The sequence below is a fragment of the Kouleothrix sp. genome, assembly GCF_046328425.1.
GTDB lineage: Bacteria > Chloroflexota > Chloroflexia > Chloroflexales > Roseiflexaceae > Kouleothrix.
Genome location: NZ_JAXLWP010000010.1, coordinates 38,258 through 56,813 on the forward strand (window position 1 = coordinate 38,258; position 18,556 = coordinate 56,813).

At 70.3% G+C, this 18,556-nt stretch carries 13 protein-coding genes; 3 read left to right on the forward strand and 10 right to left on the reverse strand.

The window, feature by feature from the left end; translation table 11 throughout:
- Positions 1-66 precede the first annotated feature (66 nt).
- The 3 genes from U0177_RS10790 to U0177_RS10800 all read left to right on the forward strand — a co-directional run bounded on the left by U0177_RS10790 (position 67) and on the right by U0177_RS10800 (position 4,416).
- A complete protein-coding gene (locus U0177_RS10790) occupies positions 67-1,620 on the forward strand; it encodes an HlyD family efflux transporter periplasmic adaptor subunit (protein ID WP_409570634.1) in 1,554 nt (517 codons plus the stop codon).
- 410 nt (positions 1,621-2,030) lie between these two features.
- Positions 2,031-3,410, forward strand: a complete 1,380-nt coding sequence (locus U0177_RS10795; RefSeq protein ID WP_409570635.1) for a flavin monoamine oxidase family protein — start codon at positions 2,031-2,033, stop codon at positions 3,408-3,410.
- A gap of 79 nt (positions 3,411-3,489) precedes the next feature.
- Positions 3,490-4,416, forward strand: a complete 927-nt coding sequence (locus U0177_RS10800) for a DMT family transporter (protein ID WP_409570636.1) — start codon at positions 3,490-3,492, stop codon at positions 4,414-4,416.
- A 653-nt stretch (positions 4,417-5,069) separates the two neighbouring features.
- Here U0177_RS10800 and hutH read toward each other — a convergent pair.
- The 10 genes from hutH to U0177_RS10850 form a co-directional block, all read right to left on the reverse strand.
- Positions 5,070-6,644: a histidine ammonia-lyase gene (hutH, locus tag U0177_RS10805; protein WP_409570637.1), complete on the reverse strand. Its 1,575-nt coding sequence runs from the start codon at positions 6,642-6,644 to the stop codon at positions 5,070-5,072.
- 173 nt (positions 6,645-6,817) lie between these two features.
- Complete coding sequence (gene hutI / locus U0177_RS10810) at positions 6,818-8,086, reverse strand: imidazolonepropionase (RefSeq protein ID WP_409570638.1); 1,269 nt, start codon at positions 8,084-8,086, stop codon at positions 6,818-6,820.
- Positions 8,087-8,174: 88 nt separating this feature from the next.
- Positions 8,175-9,827 (reverse strand): urocanate hydratase, encoded by a 1,653-nt coding sequence (gene hutU, locus U0177_RS10815; RefSeq protein ID WP_409570639.1) that lies wholly within the window; start codon positions 9,825-9,827, stop codon positions 8,175-8,177.
- Positions 9,828-10,108: 281 nt separating this feature from the next.
- The gene (locus U0177_RS10820) at positions 10,109-11,356 is read right to left on the reverse strand and encodes a hypothetical protein (protein WP_409570640.1); all 1,248 of its coding nucleotides are present in this window, start codon (positions 11,354-11,356) and stop codon (positions 10,109-10,111) included.
- Positions 11,357-11,579: 223 nt separating this feature from the next.
- The gene (locus U0177_RS10825) at positions 11,580-12,551 is read right to left on the reverse strand and encodes an aldo/keto reductase (RefSeq protein WP_409570641.1); all 972 of its coding nucleotides are present in this window, start codon (positions 12,549-12,551) and stop codon (positions 11,580-11,582) included.
- Positions 12,552-12,581: 30 nt separating this feature from the next.
- Positions 12,582-13,550, reverse strand: a complete 969-nt coding sequence (locus U0177_RS10830; RefSeq protein WP_409570642.1) for an aldo/keto reductase — start codon at positions 13,548-13,550, stop codon at positions 12,582-12,584.
- Between the two features lie 96 nt (positions 13,551-13,646).
- Positions 13,647-14,657 carry an ATP-binding cassette domain-containing protein gene (locus U0177_RS10835; RefSeq protein ID WP_409570643.1) on the reverse strand — a complete coding sequence of 337 codons (1,011 nt, stop codon included), beginning with the start codon at positions 14,655-14,657 and terminating at the stop codon, positions 13,647-13,649.
- Positions 14,650-15,591: an ABC transporter ATP-binding protein gene (locus U0177_RS10840; RefSeq protein ID WP_409570644.1), complete on the reverse strand. Its 942-nt coding sequence runs from the start codon at positions 15,589-15,591 to the stop codon at positions 14,650-14,652. The genes U0177_RS10835 and U0177_RS10840 overlap by 8 nt, the downstream gene beginning before the upstream one ends.
- Positions 15,592-15,654: 63 nt before the next feature.
- Positions 15,655-17,292, reverse strand: a complete 1,638-nt coding sequence (locus U0177_RS10845) for an efflux RND transporter periplasmic adaptor subunit (protein ID WP_409570645.1) — start codon at positions 17,290-17,292, stop codon at positions 15,655-15,657.
- A 111-nt stretch (positions 17,293-17,403) separates the two neighbouring features.
- Entirely contained in the window at positions 17,404-18,519 is a 1,116-nt protein-coding gene (locus tag U0177_RS10850; RefSeq protein ID WP_409570646.1) for an ABC transporter permease, read from the reverse strand.
- Positions 18,520-18,556: the final 37 nt, after the last annotated feature.

Below are 18,556 nucleotides of genomic sequence, written 5' to 3' on the forward strand. Positions count from 1 at the left end.
AACTGAGTACACCCTAGCTTGGTTTCGCACGATGAGCAAGGATCTTGCTGGAATGCCAGGTGTGCTATGAAAAAGATCTGGATCGCGGTGGTGGTGGTGCTGCTGGTGGGCGCGGGCGCGTTCGTGGCGTTTTCGCGCGGGCGCGCCGCCGACCAGGCCGCGCAGGTGGCGCCGACGCTTGCGCCTGCGCCCGAGGAAGACCTGGTGGCCGAGGCGAAGGTGGTGCCGGTGCGCGGCGCGGCGCTCAGCATGCCGGCCGGCGGGGTGGTGGCCGAGGTGCTAGTGGCCGAGGGCGATGCCGTGCAGGCCGGCCAGCCGCTGGTGCGCCTCGACCGGGCGCGCGCCCAGGCCGCAGTGGCCCAGGCCGAGGCCCAGCTGGCGCAGGTGCAGGCGACGCTCGATAAGCTGCACGCCGGCGCGTCGGCCGAAGACCTTGCAGTGGCCGAAGCGCAGCTGCGCCTGGCGCAGGCCCAGCAGCGCCAGTCGGGCGGCAGCGTCACCTCCGCCGACCAGGCGGCAGCCCAGGCGCAGCTGCAGCAGGCCCAGGCGCGCCTCGCCGATCTGCAGGCCGGTCCGCGCAAGGCCGACCTCGACGCCGCGCAGGCGGGCCTGGCGCAGGCCCAGGCCAACCTCGTCTCGCAGCGCGATGGCTTCTCGGCGGCGAAGACCAACGCCCAGCTGGCGCTCGATCGCGCCGGCAGCGCGCTGACCCAGGCCCAGGCCAGCTATGCGACGGCGCAGCAGAACTGGCAGTACGCCCAGGACAGCGGGCAGGACCCGATCACGCCCTGGCTCGGCACCGACCCGCAGACCGGCAAGAAGATTCCGAACAAGCTCGGCGACGCGCAGCGCCAGCAGTACCACGACGCCTACGTGCAGGCCGAGGCGGGCATGCACAGCGCCGAGGCCGGCGTGCAGCAGGCCAAGGTGGCCTTCGATACCGCGCGCCAGGCCGAGGTGAGCGGGGTGGCGGCAGCCGAGCAGCAGGTGGCGGTGGCCCAGGCCGCGCTCGACAAGCTGCGCTCCAGCGTCGACGCCGAGGCGCTCGCGGCGGCGCGCGCCCAGGTGGCCAGCAGCAAGGCTCAGGTCGATAAGCTTGGCGGCGACCAGCGCAGCGGCGCACTTGCCGCCGCCCAGGCCGCCGTCGACCAAGCCCAGGCCGCGCTCGACAAGCTGCGCTCCGGCGCGTCGAAGAGCGACCTTGCGGTGGCCGAGGCCGAGGTGCGCAGCGCCCAGGCCGCGCGCGATCTGGCGCAGGCCGCCGCAAACGAGGCCGAGCTGCGCGCGCCGTTCGCCGGCAGCGTGGCCGCGCTCGATGTAAAGGTGGGCGAGTTCGTGGCGCCCGGCGCGCCTGCGGCCTATGTGGCCGATCTGGGCGCCTGGCAGATCGAGACGACCGACCTGACCGAGCTGAATATCGCGGCGGTGCGGGTGGGCAGCCCGGCGACGATTACGCTCGACGCGCTGCCTGGCCTCAAGCTCACCGGCAAGGTCAGCAAGCTGCGCGCGCTCGGCGAGAGCAAGCAGGGCGATATTACCTACACCGCGACGATCGCGCTCGACAAGCAGGATCCGCGGCTGCGCTGGAATATGACTGCTTCGGTGACGATCGCCAAGTAGTGCATGCGCGCGCGCCCCGCCGGCAAGCCGGCGGGGCGCTTTTTTTTGGCATCTTCGCGCCTTCATGGTACACTCGCGCCGTCAGGTTTCTGTCAAAAGTGGGGCCTCGGGGGCGGCGAAGCTGCCCCCAACACTCCCTTTGCTATGCCCTGTTCGGCGAAGCCGGGCAGAGCATAGCAAAAAGAAATACGACCTACGCAGTTGGCGCGCTCAGCCTTCGGCAGAGCGGTACCCATTTCCGTAGAGGTATGCGGTTGTTCCGCGCACAGCGTGGAACAACCGCACACACGACGATCAAAAAGTACCGTGCTGCCGCAGGCAGTATGCACGGCTTCGGAAAGCCGAACAGCGCAACTGTGTAAGTCCTAAGAAAGTGATCCAACGAAGTTGGTATAACAGAGGAACACGCCATGCTGCAAACAATCAGGCGGCGCCTCGGCCGCGCGCGCGACGCCGACGTGGTGGTGGTGGGCGCGGGGCTGGCCGGCCTCGTGGCCGCGCGCGAGCTGGTAGGCCAGGGCGCGCGCGTGGTGGTGCTCGAGGCGCGCGACCGGGTGGGCGGGCGCACGCTGAGCCACGCGCTGCTGGGCGACCAGATCGACCTAGGCGCGCAGTGGGTCGGCCCGACGCAGCGGCGCGTGCTGGAGCTGGCGCGCGAGCTGGGCGTGCCGACCTTTCCGCAGTTCCACGCCGGCCAGAAGGTGCTGACGCTGGGCGGGCGGCGCAGCACCTACCGCAACACCATCCCCTCGCTGCCGCTGCTGGGCCTGGCCGAGCTTCAGCTGGCGATCAGCCGGATCGACTGGATGGCGCGACAGGTGCCGCGCGACAACCCGGCCGCCGCGCGGCGCGCCGCCGCCTGGGACGCGGCGACGGTGGCCGAGTGGCTGGGGCGCAATGTCCGCCGCGCCGATGCACGCGCGGTGCTGCGCATCGCGATCAACGCAATCTTCGCCGCCGAGCCCGAGGAGCTGTCGCTGCTGTTCTTTCTGTTCTACGTGCGCTCGGGCGGCGGCCTGATGCGGCTCAGCGAGATCAAGAACGGCGCGCAGCAGGATCGGCTGCAGGGCGGCGCGCAGCAGCTGGCGCTGCGGCTGGCCGCGCGCCTGGGCGACCGGGTGGTGCTGAACAGCCCGGTGACGGCGATCGAGCACGGCGCCAGGGGTGTGCTGGTGCGCGCGGGCGGCGAGCGCTACCGCGCCAGCGCCGCGATCGTGGCGATACCTCCCGCGCTGGCCGGCGCCATCCGCTTCCGCCCGGCGCTGCCGCCCGCGCGCGCCGAGCTGGCGCGCGCAATGCCGATGGGCAAGGTGATCAAGTGCGTGCTGGCCTACCCGCGGCCATTCTGGCGCGACGCCGGGCTCTCGGGCGAGGCGCTGTGCGACGATGGCCCCGTGCGGCTGGTGTTCGACGATAGCCCCGCCGACGCGGCGCACGGCGCGCTGGTGGCGTTTATCCTCGGCGAGGCCGCGCGCGAGTGGGGCCAGCGCAGCCGGGCCGAGCGCGCCCGCGCGGTGTGCGACCAGCTGGCGGCGTTTTTTGGGCCGCAGGCCGCCGCGCCGGCCGCGTACCTCGAGCAGGATTGGGCGCGCGAGCCGTGGAGCAAGGGCTGCTATGTGGGCATCCTGCCGCCGGGCGCGCTGACGCGCTACGGCGCGGCGCTGCGCGAGCCGGTCGGCCCGATCCACTGGGCCGGCACCGAGACGGCCGTGATGTGGAATGGCTACATGGACGGCGCGATCGAGTCGGGCGAGCGCGCCGCGCGCGAGGTGCTTGGGCGCATTCGGTAGCCCCAAGTTCGCTTCAATACAGAGTCAAGTACCGCTGGAAGCGGGAGCGCGGGTGCCGCGCCCCCAACGGAGCAACGATTTGGCGATCTCTGACACACTCGCGGCCGTGCGCCGCCCGCAGCTGGCGGCGTGGGCGCCGGTGGTGTTCGTGCTGCTGTGGAGCACCGGGTTCATCGGGGCGAAGTTTGGCCTGCCCTACGCCGAGCCGTTTACGCTGCTGCTGCTGCGCTTCGGCCTTGCCGCCACGCTGCTGCTTGGGCTGGCGCTGGCGCTGCGCGCGCCCTGGCCGCGCTCGCCGCTCAAAGTGCTGCACGTGGTTGTTGCCGGGCTGCTGCTGCACGCTGTGTATATCGGCGGCGTGTTCGAGGCCATCCGCCTCGGCATGCCGGCCGGCGTCACCTCGCTGGTGGTCGGGCTCCAGCCGATCCTGACGGCGATCGTGGCGCAGCTGCTGCTGCGCGAGCGCGTGGCCGCGCGCCAGTGGCTCGGCCTGCTGCTGGGCTTCGCCGGGGTGGGGCTGGTGGTGGGCGAGAAGCTGCTGGCCGGCGACGCGGCCCACCCGCTGAGCGCGGCCGGCATGCTGGTGGCGTGCGTGGCGCTGCTGGGCACCACCGCCGGCACGCTGTACCAGCGCCGCTTCTGCACCGACGTATCGCTCACCAGCGGGTCGGCGATCCAGTACCTCGCTACCAGCGCCGTGATGCTGGTGCTGGCGCTGTCGCTCGAGAGCATGCGCGTGCAGTGGAGCGCCACGCTGATCGCGACGGTGCTATGGCTGGTGCTGGCGCTGTCGCTCGGCGCGATCCTGCTGCTGTTCTGGCTGATCCGCCAGAACGCCGCCTCGCGCGTGGCTAGCCTGTTCTACCTGGTGCCGCCGCTCACGGCGATCGAGGCGTTTGTGCTGTTCAATGAGCGGCTGGGGGCGCTGGCGCTGGCCGGCATGGGCCTGGCGGTGCTGGGCGTGGCGCTCGTGCTGGCGCCCGCGCGATCGCGCGCCGCGCGCTAGGCGCTCGTGCGCTTCGCCCTCCGGGCGCATGCGGGAGCTGCGCGCTCCCGTGCCCTGCACTTCGCCCTCCGGACGCAATCGGGGCCTACGCGGCCCCGCGCCCCGCGGCAGTGGCGGCCGCCCGCCCCTGCACCCCGCGATGGGGCTTCGCCCCAGACCCCATAAAGAAAGCCTCGATATGCTCAGCCCTGGTGGCGCATGCCTCGTGGCAAACCGACACGTCACTCCGCGCCGGGAGGCATGCGCGCCTGACGTTGCCACTGGCACGGCCTTCCCGTAGGGCGCGCATCGTGCGCGCCTGTTCCCGGTCGGGGTGAGCTGGGGGCTGTGCGCCAGGCCCACATACAGAAAGTCTCGATATGCTCGGGCTCGGTGGCGCATGCCTCGTGGCGCAACACCAGGTGTTGGTTTGCCACGAGGCATGAGCATATGACGTTGACTTTGGTAGGGCCTTCTTTCAGCCGGAAAGGTTGTAGGAAAACCGGCAGGGTTTTGGACGCGGGGGGCCGGGGGCGCAGCGCCCCGGAATGACCCACTGAGGGGATTGCAGGGAGGGGAAGAGAAACGAGCCAAACCGGCAGGGTTTTCCTGCGCGGGGGGCCGGGGGGCGCGCAGCCCACGCACCACGTAGCGGGCGAGCGCGCCGGTCGCCGCTACGCCCGCTCCATCGCGCGGTTCACCGTGGCCACGATCGAGCCGTCGGCGACGAGCTGGCGCACCGCCTCGATATAGCCGGCCATCGCGCGGTCGCGCTCGATGAACGGCACGTGCCCGCGGATCAGCGCGTAGGCTGCGGCGGTGCCGCGCCCCAGCCGCGCCCCCTCGCCCAGCTCCTGCCGGCGGAAGTCGATGCCCTGCGCGGCGGCCATGAGCTCGATCGCCAGAATGTGCTCGACATTGTCGATCACGTCGCGCAGCTTCAGCCCCGCCGTGACGCCCATGCTCACGTGATCTTCGACATTGGCCGAGGTGGGGATGGTGTCGACGCTGGCGGGGTGCGCCAGCACCTTGTTCTCGGTGGCCAGCGCGGCTGCGGTGTACTGCAAGATCATGAAGCCCGAGTTCAGCCCGCCCTCGCGCGTCAGGAACGCCGGCAGCACGTGGGTGTTCGAGTTGTCGTCGGTCAGGCGCATCAGCCGGCGCTCGGCGATGTTGCCAAGCTCGCTTACCGCGAAGGCCAGGTAGTCCATGGCGATCGCCAGCGGCTCGCCGTGGAAATTGCCGCCCGAGAGCACGTCGATCGCGCCGCTGGCCTCGTCGATAAACAGCAGCGGGTTGTCGGTCACGGCGTTCAGCTCGATCTCGAACACCCAGCGCGCGTAGGCGATCGCGTCGCGCACGGCGCCGTGAACCTGCGGGATGCAGCGCAGCGTGTACGCGTCCTGCACGTTGGTCGAGGCGTGCTCGCGGGTGAGGCTGCTGCCGCGCAGCAGGCCGCGCAGGTAGCGCGCGCACTCCTGCTGGCGCGGGAACGGCCGCAGCGCGTGGATGCGCGCGTCGAAGGCCAGGTCGGTGCCGTTGAGCGCCTCGAGGCTCAGGCACCCGGCGATGTCGGCCGTCTGGCTATACCGCTCGGCGCGCGCGGTCTCGAGCACGCCAAGCGCGCACATCACGGCGGTGCCATTGGTGAGCGCCAGGCCCTCTTTGGCCGCCAGCGCGATCGGCGCAAGCCCGGCGCGGCGCAGCGCCGCGTCGCCCGGCAGCGTCTCGCCGGCCAGCTCGGCCTGGCCGTGGCCGATCAGCGGCAGCGCCATATGCGCGAGCGGGGCGAGGTCGCCGCTGGCGCCGAGCGAGCCCTTGCAGGGGATGATCGGGTGCACGCCGGCGTTGAGCATGTCGAGCAGCAGCTGCAGGGTTGCCGGGCGGATGCCCGAGTGGCCGCGCGCCAGCGTGTTCGCGCGGATGAGCATGATCGCGCGGGTGGTGGGCGTGTCGAACGGCGCGCCGACGCCGACGGCGTGGCTTACCAGGATGTTGTGCTGCAGCAGCTCGACCTGCTCGGGCGCGATGATCCGGTCCTTGAAGGCGCCAAAGCCGGTGGTGATGCCGTAGGCGATCGTCCCGCGCGCCAGCAGCGTCTGCACCGCGTCGGCCGCGCGCGCGACCCTGGCGCGGGCGGTTTCGCCGAGGGCCACGCGCGGGTGGCCCGGCCGGCCGTACGCCACCGCCAGCACCTGGCTGAATGTGAGCGACTCGCCGTCGAGGATCACTTCGTCGTGAATGTTCATGCTTATTCCTTATAAAGGCATCGCCTGTTCAAAATACCCCTCACCCCCTGCCCCGCTCCCCTGCTGGGAGCGGGGTTCGAACCGGGTAGTGGTTCGGCGCTACGCGCCCGAACCACTACCCCAAAGATATGTCTACGCCGCTTCTCGGCGCCCTCCGCGCCTCTGTGGTGAACTTAATACACCTGCCCCCGCTTGATCACCCGCTCGACAAGGTTGCCGCCGAACTGATAGGCCAGGTGGCGGTAGTCGGGCGCGGCGACCACCAGCAGGTCGGCCTGCTTGCCGGGCTCGATCGAGCCGAGGCGATCGCCCAGGCCGATCGCGTGGGCCGCGTTGATCGTGGCGGCGGCCAGCGCCTCGGACGGCAGCAGCCGCTGGTAGCGGCAGGCGATCGCCAGCACCAGCGGCATGCTCGGGCAGGGCGCCGAGCCGGGGTTGATGTCGGTGGTGAGCGCTACTGCCGCACCGGCGTCGACCATGGCGCGCGCGTCGGCGAAGTGCGCGCTGCCGAGGTTGAAGTTCACCGCCGGGATCACCACGCCGACCGTGCCCGAGCGCGCCAGCCGCGCGATGCCCTCCGGCCCGGTGGCGTCGAGGTGGTCGACCGACACGGCGCCGAGCTCGAGCGCCATGTCCAGCCCGCCCAGCGCGCTGAACTCGTCGACGTGGGCCTTGAGCCGCATGCCGGCGGCGCGCGCCGCCTCCAGCACTCGCCGCGACTGAGCCACGTCGAAGGCATTCTGCTCGCAGAACACGTCGGCGAAGAGCGGCGTGCCGCGCGCCGCGAAGTGCGAGCCATGGTACCACTCGGCCGCCGCCGGGATCATCTCGTTCACCACAAGGCCGATATACTCGTCGGGGCGGCCGGCGTACTCGGGCGGCAGCGCGTGCGCGCCCATGAACGTCGGCACCAGCTCGACGGGCTGCTGCTGGTCGAGCATGGCGATGGCCTGGAGGATGCGCAGCTCGCTGGCGGTGTCGAGGCCGTAGCCGCTCTTGCACTCGGCGGTGGTGGTGCCCAGCGCCAGCATGGCGGCGAGGCGAGGGCGCGCCTCGGCGGCCAGCTGCTCGGCCGAGGCGGCGCGGGTGGCGCGGGTGGTGAAGGCGATCCCGCCGCCCGCAGCCATGATCTGCATGTAGCTGGCGCCGGCGATGCGCTGCTCGAACTCGGCCACCCGGTCGCCCGCAAACACCACGTGGGTGTGCGGGTCGGTAAAGCCGGGGCACACGGTTTTGCCCGACGCGTCGATCGCGCGCGTGGCGGTGTAGGCGGCGCGCAGCTCGGCGCTCGGCCCGGCCGCCACGATCCGGCCGGCGTCCACCGCAACCGCGCCGCCGGCGATCAGCCCCACGTCGCGCATGGCCGCGCCGCGCTTCGGCCCGCCGGGGCTGGCGCACGTCACCAGCTGGGCCGCGCTGTGGATGAGCAGGTCGACGTTCACACACCCTCCGAGGATTGTATTTCACCACAGAGGCACGGAGGACACAGAGTTAGAAAGATATACTATCTCTGTGTCTCTGTGGTTCATTTCATTCCCCAAGCATGGGGATCTTCACGCCGTTGGCGCTGGCGAACGCGAGCGCCTCGGGGTAGCCGGCGTCGGCGTGGCGAACCACGCCCATGCCCGGGTCGGTCGTCAGCACGCGCTCGAGGCGGCGCGCGGCCTCGGGCGTGCCGTCGGCCACGATCACCTGGCCGGCGTGAATGCTGTAGCCGATGCCGACGCCGCCGCCGTGGTGGATGCTCACCCAGGTCGCGCCGCCGACGGCATTGACCAGCGCGTTCAGCAGCGGCCAGTCGGCGATTGCGTCGGAGCCGTCGCGCATGGCCTCCGTCTCGCGGTTGGGCGAAGCCACCGACCCGCTGTCGAGGTGATCGCGGCCGATCACGATCGGCGCCTTGAGCTCGCCGCTCGCCACCATTTCGTTGAAGCGCAGCCCGGCGCGCGCGCGCTCGCCGTAGCCGAGCCAGCAGATCCGCGCCGGCAGGCCCTGGAAGGCCACCTGCTCGCGCGCCATGGCCAGCCAGCGGCGCAGGTGATCGTTCTCGGGGAACAGCTCGGCCACCGCCCGGTCGGTCGCGTAGATATCCTCGGGGTCGCCCGAGAGCGCCACCCAGCGGAACGGGCCCTTGCCCTCGCAGAACAGCGGGCGGATGTAGGCCGGAACGAAGCCGGGGTAGTCGAAGGCATTCTTCACGCCGTAGTCGAGCGCGCGCTGGCGTAGGTTGTTGCCATAGTCGAACACCACTGCGCCGCGGCGCTGCCACTCGAGCATGGTCTCGACGTGGCGCGCCATCGAGGCCATGGCGCGGCGCTCGTACTCGGCCTGGTCGCGCGAGCGCAGCTCGGCGGCGGCCTCGAGCGAGAGGCCGGCGGGGATATAGCCGTACAGCACATCGTGCGCGCTGGTCTGGTCGGTCACCACGTCGGGCACCACGCCGCGCGCCAGCAGCTCGGGCAGCAGCTCGGCGGCGTTGCCGATCAGCGCGATCGAGAGCGGGCGGCCGGCGGCGCGCGCAGCCTCGGCCTGGCTCATGGCGTCCTCGAGGTCGTCGCAGATCGCGTCGACCTGGCGCAGCGCCAGGCGGCGCTCGGCGCGCCAGCGGTCGATCTCGACCAGCACGCCCACGCCGCCGTTCATGGTGATCGCCAGCGGCTGTGCGCCGCCCATCTCGCCCAGGCCGGCCGTGAGCACCAGCTTGCCCTTGAGCGTGCCCCAGCCGTGCTGGCGCGCAAGCGCGCCGAAGGTCTCGTAGGTGCCCTGCAGGATGCCCTGCGTGCCGATGTAGATCCAGCTGCCGGCGGTCATCTGGCCGTACATGATCAGGCCCTCGCGCTCCCAGCGGTCGAAGTTCGCCTGCGTGGCCCAGTGCGGCACGATGTTGCTGTTGGCCAGCAGCACGCGCGGCGCGTCGGCGTGGGTGCGGAACACCGCAACCGGCTTGCCCGACTGCACGAGCAGCGTCTCGTCGGGGTCGAGCGCGCGCAGCGCCGCGAGGATGGCGTCAAAGGCCTGCCAGCTGCGGGCGGCGCGGCCGCGCCCGCCGTAGACAATCAGGTTATCGGGGTCGAAGGCTACCTGCGGGTCGAGGTTGTTCTGGAGCATGCGGTACGCGGCTTCGATCTGCCAGTTCTTGCAGCTCAGCTGCGTGCCGCGCGGGGCGCGGATCTCGCGTTTCATGGCTTTCCTCTCCGTTGAGGCCGGCTAGCGATGCGGTGGCGCACCACAATACACCACAGCCTCGGCGAGTGTCAAGTGGCGCGTGGGGCTACTAGGCTCGGAAATCGCCACAAAGGCACGAAGACGCAAAGGGTGTGCGGTTTGGAGTTGCCTTCGTGGCTTCGCGCCTTCGTGGCAAGCGTTCGGCGGGGCTGGGCTCGGAAATCGCCACAAAGACACGAAGACGCAAAGGGTGTGCGGTTTGGAGTTGCCTTCGTGGCAAGCGTTCGGCGGTCGGCGTTCTAGCCTAGCACATACGCGCCCTGCTGCGCGTCCCACACTGCCCGCACCGCCTGGCCGCTCGGCATGCCGTCGCCGCCGAGTGGCGTGATGTAGTAGCTGTGGTTGGCGCCGCCGTAGATTACCACCACGAAGCCGGGGTTGGGCGCGTTCTCCTGCCCCATCAGCAGCAGGCGCTGGCTCTCGGAGTTCAGGGCTATCGGGTTGAGGTAGAGCAGCGTGCGGCCGCCAGGCACGGCGCCCTGCGTCACAAACAGCTCCTCGGCCACGACGACCGCCGCAATGTTCGGGTTGCTGTGGTCGATCGGCGGGCTGAGCCGGGCGCGCCCGGTGCGGTAGGTGATCGTCTCGTCCACGCCGTCGCCGTTCAGGTCGGCCGTCAGCGCGGTGTGAATCGCCTGGTCGGCCGGGTCGGGGGTGGGCGCGTCGAGCGGCAGGCTGGATCCTGCGACGCGCCAGCTGCCGGCCTCGAGCACCACGGTGAACTCGCGGCGCTCCTGGCTGGCGTCGTACGTGAGCTGCGCGGGGATGAACAGCGCGTCGGCCGGGCGATCGAGCGGCGCGCTTACGTCGAACGACCGGAGCGCGCCGGGCGGCAGGCTCAGCAGGCGCGTGGCCGGCTCGCCGCGCGCCAGGCGCGCGCGCAGGTCGGCGCTGAGAAACGCCGCGATGTCGCCGCCGCTGGCGTAGGCGCTCAGCAGCGAGCGCACCAGCTGTGGGGCCTCTTCGCGCGGTGGGATGCTGGCCGGCTCGAAGGCGAACGGCGCGCTGGCGAGCGCGACGTTGGCGTCGCTCATGGCCACCAGCATCAGGTCGCGCCGGGTGATCAGCTCGCCCGAGGGCAGCCGGTCGGGCATCACCAGCGTGGCGCTCCAGCTGCCGCCGGCGTCGGCGAAAGCGCTGGCGAGCACCTCGCCGGTGGGCTGAGGCATGCCCAGGCGAATGGCCACCGGCTGGCCCGGCGCGAAGTTCCAGCCGTTCAGCGCGACGCGCGTGCCCGCGCCGCCGTTTTGCGGCGCGAAGGCGAACGCCGGCGTGGCAGGTGTGGCCGGCGCGGCCGTGGGCTGGCCGGCTGTGCCGGCGGTTGCGGTTGGGCGCGCGGCGGTTGCGGTTGCGGGCGCCGGCGTGGCCGGCGCGGTGGCGGCCGGCGTGGGCTGGCCGGCGTCGGGCGCGGGGCCAGCCGTGCAGCCGGCCAGGATCGCGCCAAGAATAACGATTCCGCCGAGCAGGCGGGCAATGCTGCGGTTCATTGTTCCCTCGTACCATGGGTGCTCGCGAGCGCGCCATTCGCGCCCGCGCGAGCGTACCGTCATGCGATAGACGTTTGGTTGAACGAGGGGTGTTCCGCGATCTTGCGGCTTGCGCGTGGGGGTGGGGCGAAAATCGGCCAAAAGGCCGAGCCGATCGGTCTGCGGGCGGGGCGGCGCGGTCAGGCGGCGGGACGGCGCGAGCGCCGCCCCGCCGCGCGGCGAGCTACTGCGACCACTCGGTCGGCTCGCGGTCCCAGCGGTGGGCGCGCAGCTGGCGCAGCAGGTCGGCGGGCAAGCCCACGCCATCGCTGGCCGCGATATTCGCGCGCACATTGCGCGGCTTGCGCATCCCCGGGATGATCGTGCTGACCGCCGGGTGGTGCAGGATGAAGCGCAGCGCCATGTCGGGCAGCGTCGCGCCCGCGGGCACCAGCGGCTTCAGCGCGTCGGCGCGGTCGACGCTGGCGGCCAGGTTCTCGGGCACAAAGTAGCTATTGCGCCAGTCGCCCTCGGGCCAGCGCGTGCTCTTGGTGAGCGTGCCGGTGAGCGAGCCTTCGTCGAAGGGCACGCGCGCGATCACGCCGATATTCAGCTCCTGGCACAGCGGGAACAGCTCGTCTTCGGGGGCCTGGTCGAAGATATTGTAGATCACCTGCACCGCGTCGATCTGGCCGGTGCGCAGCGTCTCGAGCGCGTTCCACGGCTCCCAGCGGTTGATGCTTATGCCAATGCCGCCGATCAGGCCCTCGCGCTTCAGGTCGTCCACCGCGCGCTGCCAGCGCTCGTCGCGCGCCCAGGCATCTTCCCAGACGTGGAACTGCATCAGGTCGACGCGCGGCAGGCCGAGGTTGGCCAGGCTCTTCTCGGTGAACTCGCGGATGTGATCTGGCGGAAATGTCTCGTCGAGCGTAAAGCCGCGGCGCGACGGCCAGGTGAAGTTTTTGGGCGGTATTTTGGTGGCGGTGTACAGCTTTTTGCCGGGGTTGGCGCGCACCAGGTCGCCGAGCAGCCCCTCGCTGTGGCCGGCGCCGTAGCCCCAGGCGGTGTCGAAAAATGTGCAGCCGAGGTCGGCCGACAGCTGCAGCGCCTGGCGCGACTCGGCGTCGTCCGATTCGGTCCAGCCGCCCATGCCCCACATGCCGTAGCCGATCTCGCTGACCTGCCAGCCGAGCCGGCCGAATGTTCGATAGTGCATTGCATTCTCCGTAGATGCCGGGCAGCCGTGCTACCAGGCGTAGGCTTTTGGCGCCTCGCCGCCGGGGCCGGGCCAGATCTGGTCGAGCTGGGCGAGCTGCTCGTCGGCGAGCCGGATCTCGAGCGCGCGCAGGCTGCCGTTCAGCTGGTCGAGGGTGCGCGGCCCGATGATCGGCGCCGTCACCGCCGGGTTGTGCAGCAGCCAGGCCAGCGCGACATCGGCCGGCTGCTCGCCCAGATCGCCGCAGAAGCGCTCGTAGGCCTCGAGCTTGGCGCGGTTCTGCTCGATATTCTTCTGGGCCTGCTCGCTCGCGCGCCGGCCGCCGCTGGCTTTCGCGAGCGCGCCGCCAAGCAGGCCGCCGGCCAGCGGGCTCCAGGGTATCAGGCCGAGGCCGTAGTGGCGGCAGGCCGGGATGACCTCGAGCTCGATCGTGCGGGCGTTCAGATTGTAGATGCTCTGCTCGGAGACGAGGCCCATGAAGTGGCGCGCGCTGGCGCTGCACTGCGCGGTAGCGATATCCCAGCCCGCGAAATTACTGCTGCCGACGTAGAGCACCTTGCCCTCGCGCACCAGCTGCTCCATCGCCTGCCAGATCTCTTCCCAGGGCGTGCTGCGCTCGACGTGGTGCATCTGGTACAGGTCGATGTGGTCGGTCTGGAGGCGGCGCAGGCTGTCTTCGCAGGCGCGGCGAATATGGTAGGCCGAGAGCCCGCGATCGTTGCGGCCGTCGCCCATGGGGCCAAACACCTTGGTGGCCAGCACGATCTGCTCGCGCTGGCCGCCCTGCGCCAGCCAGCGGCCGATGATCTGCTCGGTGGCGCCTACGCCGAGGCTGCCGCCGTAGCGGTTGGCGGTGTCGAAGAAGTTGATGCCCAGCTCGAGCGCGCGATCCATGATCGCGAAGCTGTCGGCCTCGTTGGTCTGCGGGCCAAAGTTCATGGTGCCGAGGCACAGCCGGCTCACCTGCAGGCCGGTGCGCCCAAGATGCGTGAATTCCACCGTTGTTCTCCTTTGCTTCAAGTGCTGGTGTGTGCGCCGCTGCCCGAGCTTCAGCAAGTGGGCTGCCACGGTACCGGCGCTGGCGGGGGGCGTGTGTCAGGCTGGGCCGCGCAGCTCGCTGCGGAGCGCGCCGGCCGCCGCGCGCTCGGCCTGCTGGCGCGCCAGCACCAGCGAGATGAACACGTCCTCGAGCGACGGCTCGATCGGCGCGATCGACTCGACGTCGATGCCCTGGCCGGCTAGGCGCGCGCGCACCTGCGGGATGGCGGCCTGCGCGCTAGGCACAACCACGTGGATCAAGTCGCCGTATGGCGCGGCCTCGAGCACGCCCTCGAGCTGGTCGAGAAGCTCCAGCGTGTCGAGCAGGGCGGTGCCGCGATAGGCCGGCTGCAGCGCGATCTCGAGCAGCTCGCCCTGCATCGCGCTGTGCTTCAGCTCGTCGGGGCTGCCCAGCGCGATCAGCTTGCTGTTGTACATAAAGCCGATGCGCTGGCAGCGCTCGGCCTCGTCCATGTAGTGCGTGGTCACGAAGATCGTGGTGCCCTGCTGGGCCAGCGTGTAGATCAGATCCCAGAAATCGCGCCGCGACACCGGGTCGACGCCGCCGGTTGGCTCGTCGAGGAACAGCATCTTGGGCCGGTGGACGATCGCGCTGCCAAGCGCCAGGCGCTGCTTCCAGCCGCCCGAAAGATTCGCCACCTGCTCGCGCTCGCGCCCGGTGAGGTTGGCCATGGCGATCAGCTCGGAGATGCGCTGGCGCTGGCTCGCGCGCGGCAGCTCGTAGATGTTCGCGTAGAACTCCAGGTTCTCCTGAACCGTCAGGTCGTTGTACAGCGAGAAGCGCTGCGACATGTAGCCGATGCGCTGCTTGATCGCCTCGGGCTGGCTGGCGATGTCGTAGCCGAGCACGCGCGCCGTGCCGCTGGTGGGCGTCAGCAGGCCGCAGAGCATGCGGATGGTGGTGCTTTTGCCCGAGCCGTTTGGCCCGAGGTAGCCGAAGATCTCGCCGGGCGCCACGTCGAACGAGACGTGATCGACGGCGATGAAGCTGCCGAAGGCGCGCGTAAGCTCGTGAACCTCGACGGCGTGCGGCTGGGTTTCAATCATTGGCGTCGCCCTGGTGCTGGGTCATCGATACAAACACGTCTTCGACCGACGGCAGAATGCGGCGCAGGCTGGCCACGGCGATCCCGCCGGCCGCCAGGCTCGCGGCCAGCGCCGCCTCGGCGGCGTCGGGCTGGTCGGTGAGGATATGCAGCGTGGTGCCGAACACCTGCACGGCGGCCACGCCGGCGGCCGCGCGCGCGATCGTGCGCGCCTGCTCGAGCGGCTGCGCGCGCAGCTCGAGCACGGCCTCGGGCAGCTGCTGCTGCAGGTTGCGCGGCTCGTCGGCCACCAGCACGCGCCCCTGCGACATAAACGCCACCGTCTGGCAGCGCGCCGCCTCGTCCATATACGGCGTCGACACCAGCACCGTCACGCCGTCTTTGCGCAGGCCGTACAGGATGCGCCAGAACTCGCGCCGCGCCACCGGGTCGACGCCGGTGGTCGGCTCGTCGAGGAACAGCACCTCGGGCTTGTGGATGAGCGTGCACGCGAGCGCGAGCTTCTGCTTCATGCCGCCCGAGAGCAGGCCGGCGGGCCGCTGCTGAAACGCGGTAAGGTCGCTGAACTCGAGCAGGTACGGCACCAGCCGGGCGCGCTCGGCGCGCGGCACCTCGAACAGGTCGGCGAAGAAGGTCAGGTTCTCGAGCACCGTCAGGTCGGGGTACAGCGAGAAGCGCTGCGACATGTAGCCAATCCGCTCTTTCACCGCCTCGCGGTTGTGCCGCAGGTCGAACCCGGCCACGGTGGCGCTGCCGCCGCCGAGCTCAAGCACGCCGCAGAGCATGCGCATGGTGGTGGTTTTGCCCGCGCCGTCGGGGCCGATCAGCCCGTAGATCTGGCCGCGCGGCACGCGCAGCGCCACGTCGTGCACGGCCACGCGCCCGCCAAACTGCTTGTGCAGCCCGTCGGCAATAATTGCGTAGGTTTCGTTCATGTGCTTGCGCGGCTCTATCTGTGCGGGCGCGCTATGCCGCGCCCGCGCGTATGGCTCGATATGCTAGTTGATCGTGGCATCGGCGGCCATGCCGGGCTTCAGATCGCCGTTGGGGTTGGGCAGCTCGATCCGCACCGGGAAGACCGTGGTAGCGCGCTCCTCTTTGGTCTGCACGTTGCGCGGCGTGAACTCGGCCTGCGGCGCGATATAGCTGATCGTGCCGGCGAACGTGCGGCCGGCGAAGCTGTCGACGGTGACGCTGGCGCTGACGCCCTGGTTGACGTGCAGCGCGCCAATGCGATCCTCGGGCACGTAGATCGTCAGCTTCACCGTGCCCAGCGAGCCAAGCTTCAGCAGAATATTGCCGGGCGATGCCAGCTCGCCCTTGTTGATCACCTTCTCCTGCACAATGCCGTCGGCGGGCGCCTTGATCGTCGCTTTGCTGATCTGGATCATCAGCTGCTGCACCTGGGCTTTGGCCTGGGCGGCCTGGGCCTGGGCAACCAGGATCTGCTCCTTGCGCGACCCGGCGCGCGCCAGGTCGTTTTTGGCGCGCGCCTGGGCCAGCGCGGCGTCGGCGGCCTGCAGCTGCGCGTAGGTGCTATCGATCGCCGATTGCCTCTGCAGCCGGGCGGCCTCGACATTCGCCTTGGCGGTGTTCAGCTGGCTGAGCGCGCTGTCGGCGCTGGCCTTGATCTGCTGCGGGTTGGCGCGGATGGCCAGCGTGTGGTCGAGCGCGCGCTGCGCATTGGCCAGCCCGGTCTGCGCGGCCTGCAGCTGCTCGTCGGCGGCCTGCACGCCGGTTATTTCGGCCTGGCGCGCGTTCTCGGCGGCGGCCTGCGCGCTGGTCAGCGCCTGCTCGGCCTGGTGCATGGCCGCCTCGGCCTGCACGAACTGGCTGTAGTAGCTGGCCAGCTGGCCGTCGCTGAGCGTGTTTGGCGTCTTCTTGCCGGTGGTGGTAGTGACATTCGGCACCACCGGGTCGTTGCCGGTGTCGTGCGCGGTTTCCCAGTACTGTTTCGCCTGGGCGTAGCGCGCCTGGGCCTGGGTGAGCGCCTGCGCGGCCTGCTGCAGCTGGGCCTGGGCCTGGGTCTTGGCCAGCGAGAGCCGGTCGCGGCTCGCCTGGGCGTTCAGCTGGGCCTGCGCCTGCGCGGCCTGGGCCGAATCGCGCGCACTGGTCGCCTGCACCACCTGGGTATCGAGCTCCTGCGGGTTGTTCAGCGTCTTCAGCGCGTCGGCGTAGCTGCGGCCGGCGGCCTCCTGCAGCGTCAGCGCCTGCGTCACGGCGGTGCTGGCCTGAGCGTTCTGCCAGGCGCGCGCCGCGCCGTCGCGCTGGGCCTGCGCCTGGTCGAGCGCGGCCTGCGCCTGCGCCAGGTCCTGCTCGCGCGAGCCGGCATTCGCGAGCGCCAGGTTGGCCTCGGCGGCCTGCGCGGCCGCTTGGGCCTGGGCCAGCTGGGCCTGGAGCAGATCGGTGTTGAGCACGACCAGCGTATCGCCGGCCTTCACCTGCGCGCCCTCGTCGGCCACCTGCTCGACCACGCCGCTGACCTCGCTGGTCAGGTCGACCTGGTCGGCCTCGATCGTGCCAGAAAAGGTGCGGCTGCTATTCGCCGCGCCCGAGGCGCGCCCGAGCGTATAGTAGAGCCCTCCGGCGATTAGCGCGACAACTATGACAATCGGGATGAGTCTGCGTCGGTTCATACAGCTACTCCTAATGGTATTTGTTTTCTGTGTGCGGTTGTTTCGCGCGGAGCGCCGAACAACCGCACACGATGCGGAGAAGAGTACCGCTGCTACCGCAGGCAAAAAGAGCTAGCCCAGCGTTTTCTTGAAGCGCGAGCTGGCCAGGTACATAAAGAACGCCGCCCACAGCGCCAGCGCCAGCGCCTGCGGCCACAGCTCGGCCCAGCCGATGCCCTTCAGGAAGATCCCGCGCAGCACCGGCAGGAAGTAGCGCAGCGGCACCAGGTACGTCACGTACTGCAGCAGGCGCGGCATCGACTCGATCGGGAAGAAGTTGCCCGAGAGCAGGAAGCCGGGCAGCAGGAACAGCAGGTTGAGCGCCTGGGCCTGGCGGTAGGTGGTCGAGATCGCCGAGATCCACAGCCCGATGCCCAGCGGCACCAGCAGAAACAGCAGCATAAAGCCGAACAGCAGCAGCAGGCTGCCATTGAACGGGATCTGGAACAGCAGCAGCCCGGCGACAAACACCAGCAGCGAGGTGCACATGCTGGCGCAGGCGTACGGGATGAGCTTGCCGATGATCAGCTCGATCGGCCGCACCGGCGTGACGATCAGCTGCTCCATGGTGCCGGTCTCGCGCTCGCGCACGATCGCCTCGGACGTAAGGTTCAGCGTGGTGAGCTGCAGGATCAGGCCGATCAGCGCCGGGATCTGGTAGTTCGTGCCCGAGAGCTGCGGGTTGTACAGCACCCGCGTGCGCACGTCGAGCGCCGGCTGGCGCGCGGCCAGGCGCTGCGGCAGCACCCGCGCCGATTGGGCCTGGCCGATCAGCTGCGACGCCGCGATGATCGTGTTGGCAGTGTTCGGCTCGGAGCCATCGACAAGGAACGCCACCTCGGCCGGCTGGCCCTTGCCCAGGTCGCGGCCGAACTCGGCCGGGATGACGATCGCCGCGCGCGCGTCGCCGCGGTCGATCACCTGCTTGGCTTCGGCCAGCGAGCTGGCGACCGGGCCGGGCACGAACTGGCCCGAGGCCATGTACGCCTGGATGAGCGCGCGGCTATCGGCGGTGTTGCTCTGGTCGACGATTGCCAGCGAGATGTTTTTGATCTGGCCGCTGGTGGCGTAGCCGATCACCAGCAGCTGCAGCAGCGGGGTCATCAGAATGAAGATCAGCGTGCGCCGATCGCGCAGCATCTGGTAGAACTCTTTTTTCGCGATCGGCCAGATCCGTGCGGTGCGCATACCAGAGCCTTTCTAGGACTTATGCAGCTGGCACCCT

Bases quoted from the DNA above. Each gene is read 5' to 3' on its own strand.
- U0177_RS10835 (WP_409570643.1), bottom strand. From the start codon at position 14,657: ATGATTGAAACCCAGCCGCACGCCGTCGAGGTTCACGAGCTTACGCGC.
- U0177_RS10825 (WP_409570641.1), bottom strand. From the start codon at position 12,551: ATGCACTATCGAACATTCGGCCGGCTCGGCTGGCAGGTCAGCGAGATC.
- hutU (WP_409570639.1), bottom strand. From the start codon at position 9,827: ATGAAACGCGAGATCCGCGCCCCGCGCGGCACGCAGCTGAGCTGCAAG.
- U0177_RS10790 (WP_409570634.1), top strand. From the start codon at position 67: ATGAAAAAGATCTGGATCGCGGTGGTGGTGGTGCTGCTGGTGGGCGCG.
- U0177_RS10820 (WP_409570640.1), bottom strand. From the start codon at position 11,356: ATGAACCGCAGCATTGCCCGCCTGCTCGGCGGAATCGTTATTCTTGGC.
- U0177_RS10795 (WP_409570635.1), top strand. From the start codon at position 2,031: ATGCTGCAAACAATCAGGCGGCGCCTCGGCCGCGCGCGCGACGCCGAC.
- U0177_RS10840 (WP_409570644.1), bottom strand. From the start codon at position 15,591: ATGAACGAAACCTACGCAATTATTGCCGACGGGCTGCACAAGCAGTTT.
- U0177_RS10850 (WP_409570646.1), bottom strand. From the start codon at position 18,519: ATGCGCACCGCACGGATCTGGCCGATCGCGAAAAAAGAGTTCTACCAG.
- U0177_RS10845 (WP_409570645.1), bottom strand. From the start codon at position 17,292: ATGAACCGACGCAGACTCATCCCGATTGTCATAGTTGTCGCGCTAATC.
- hutH (WP_409570637.1), bottom strand. From the start codon at position 6,644: ATGAACATTCACGACGAAGTGATCCTCGACGGCGAGTCGCTCACATTC.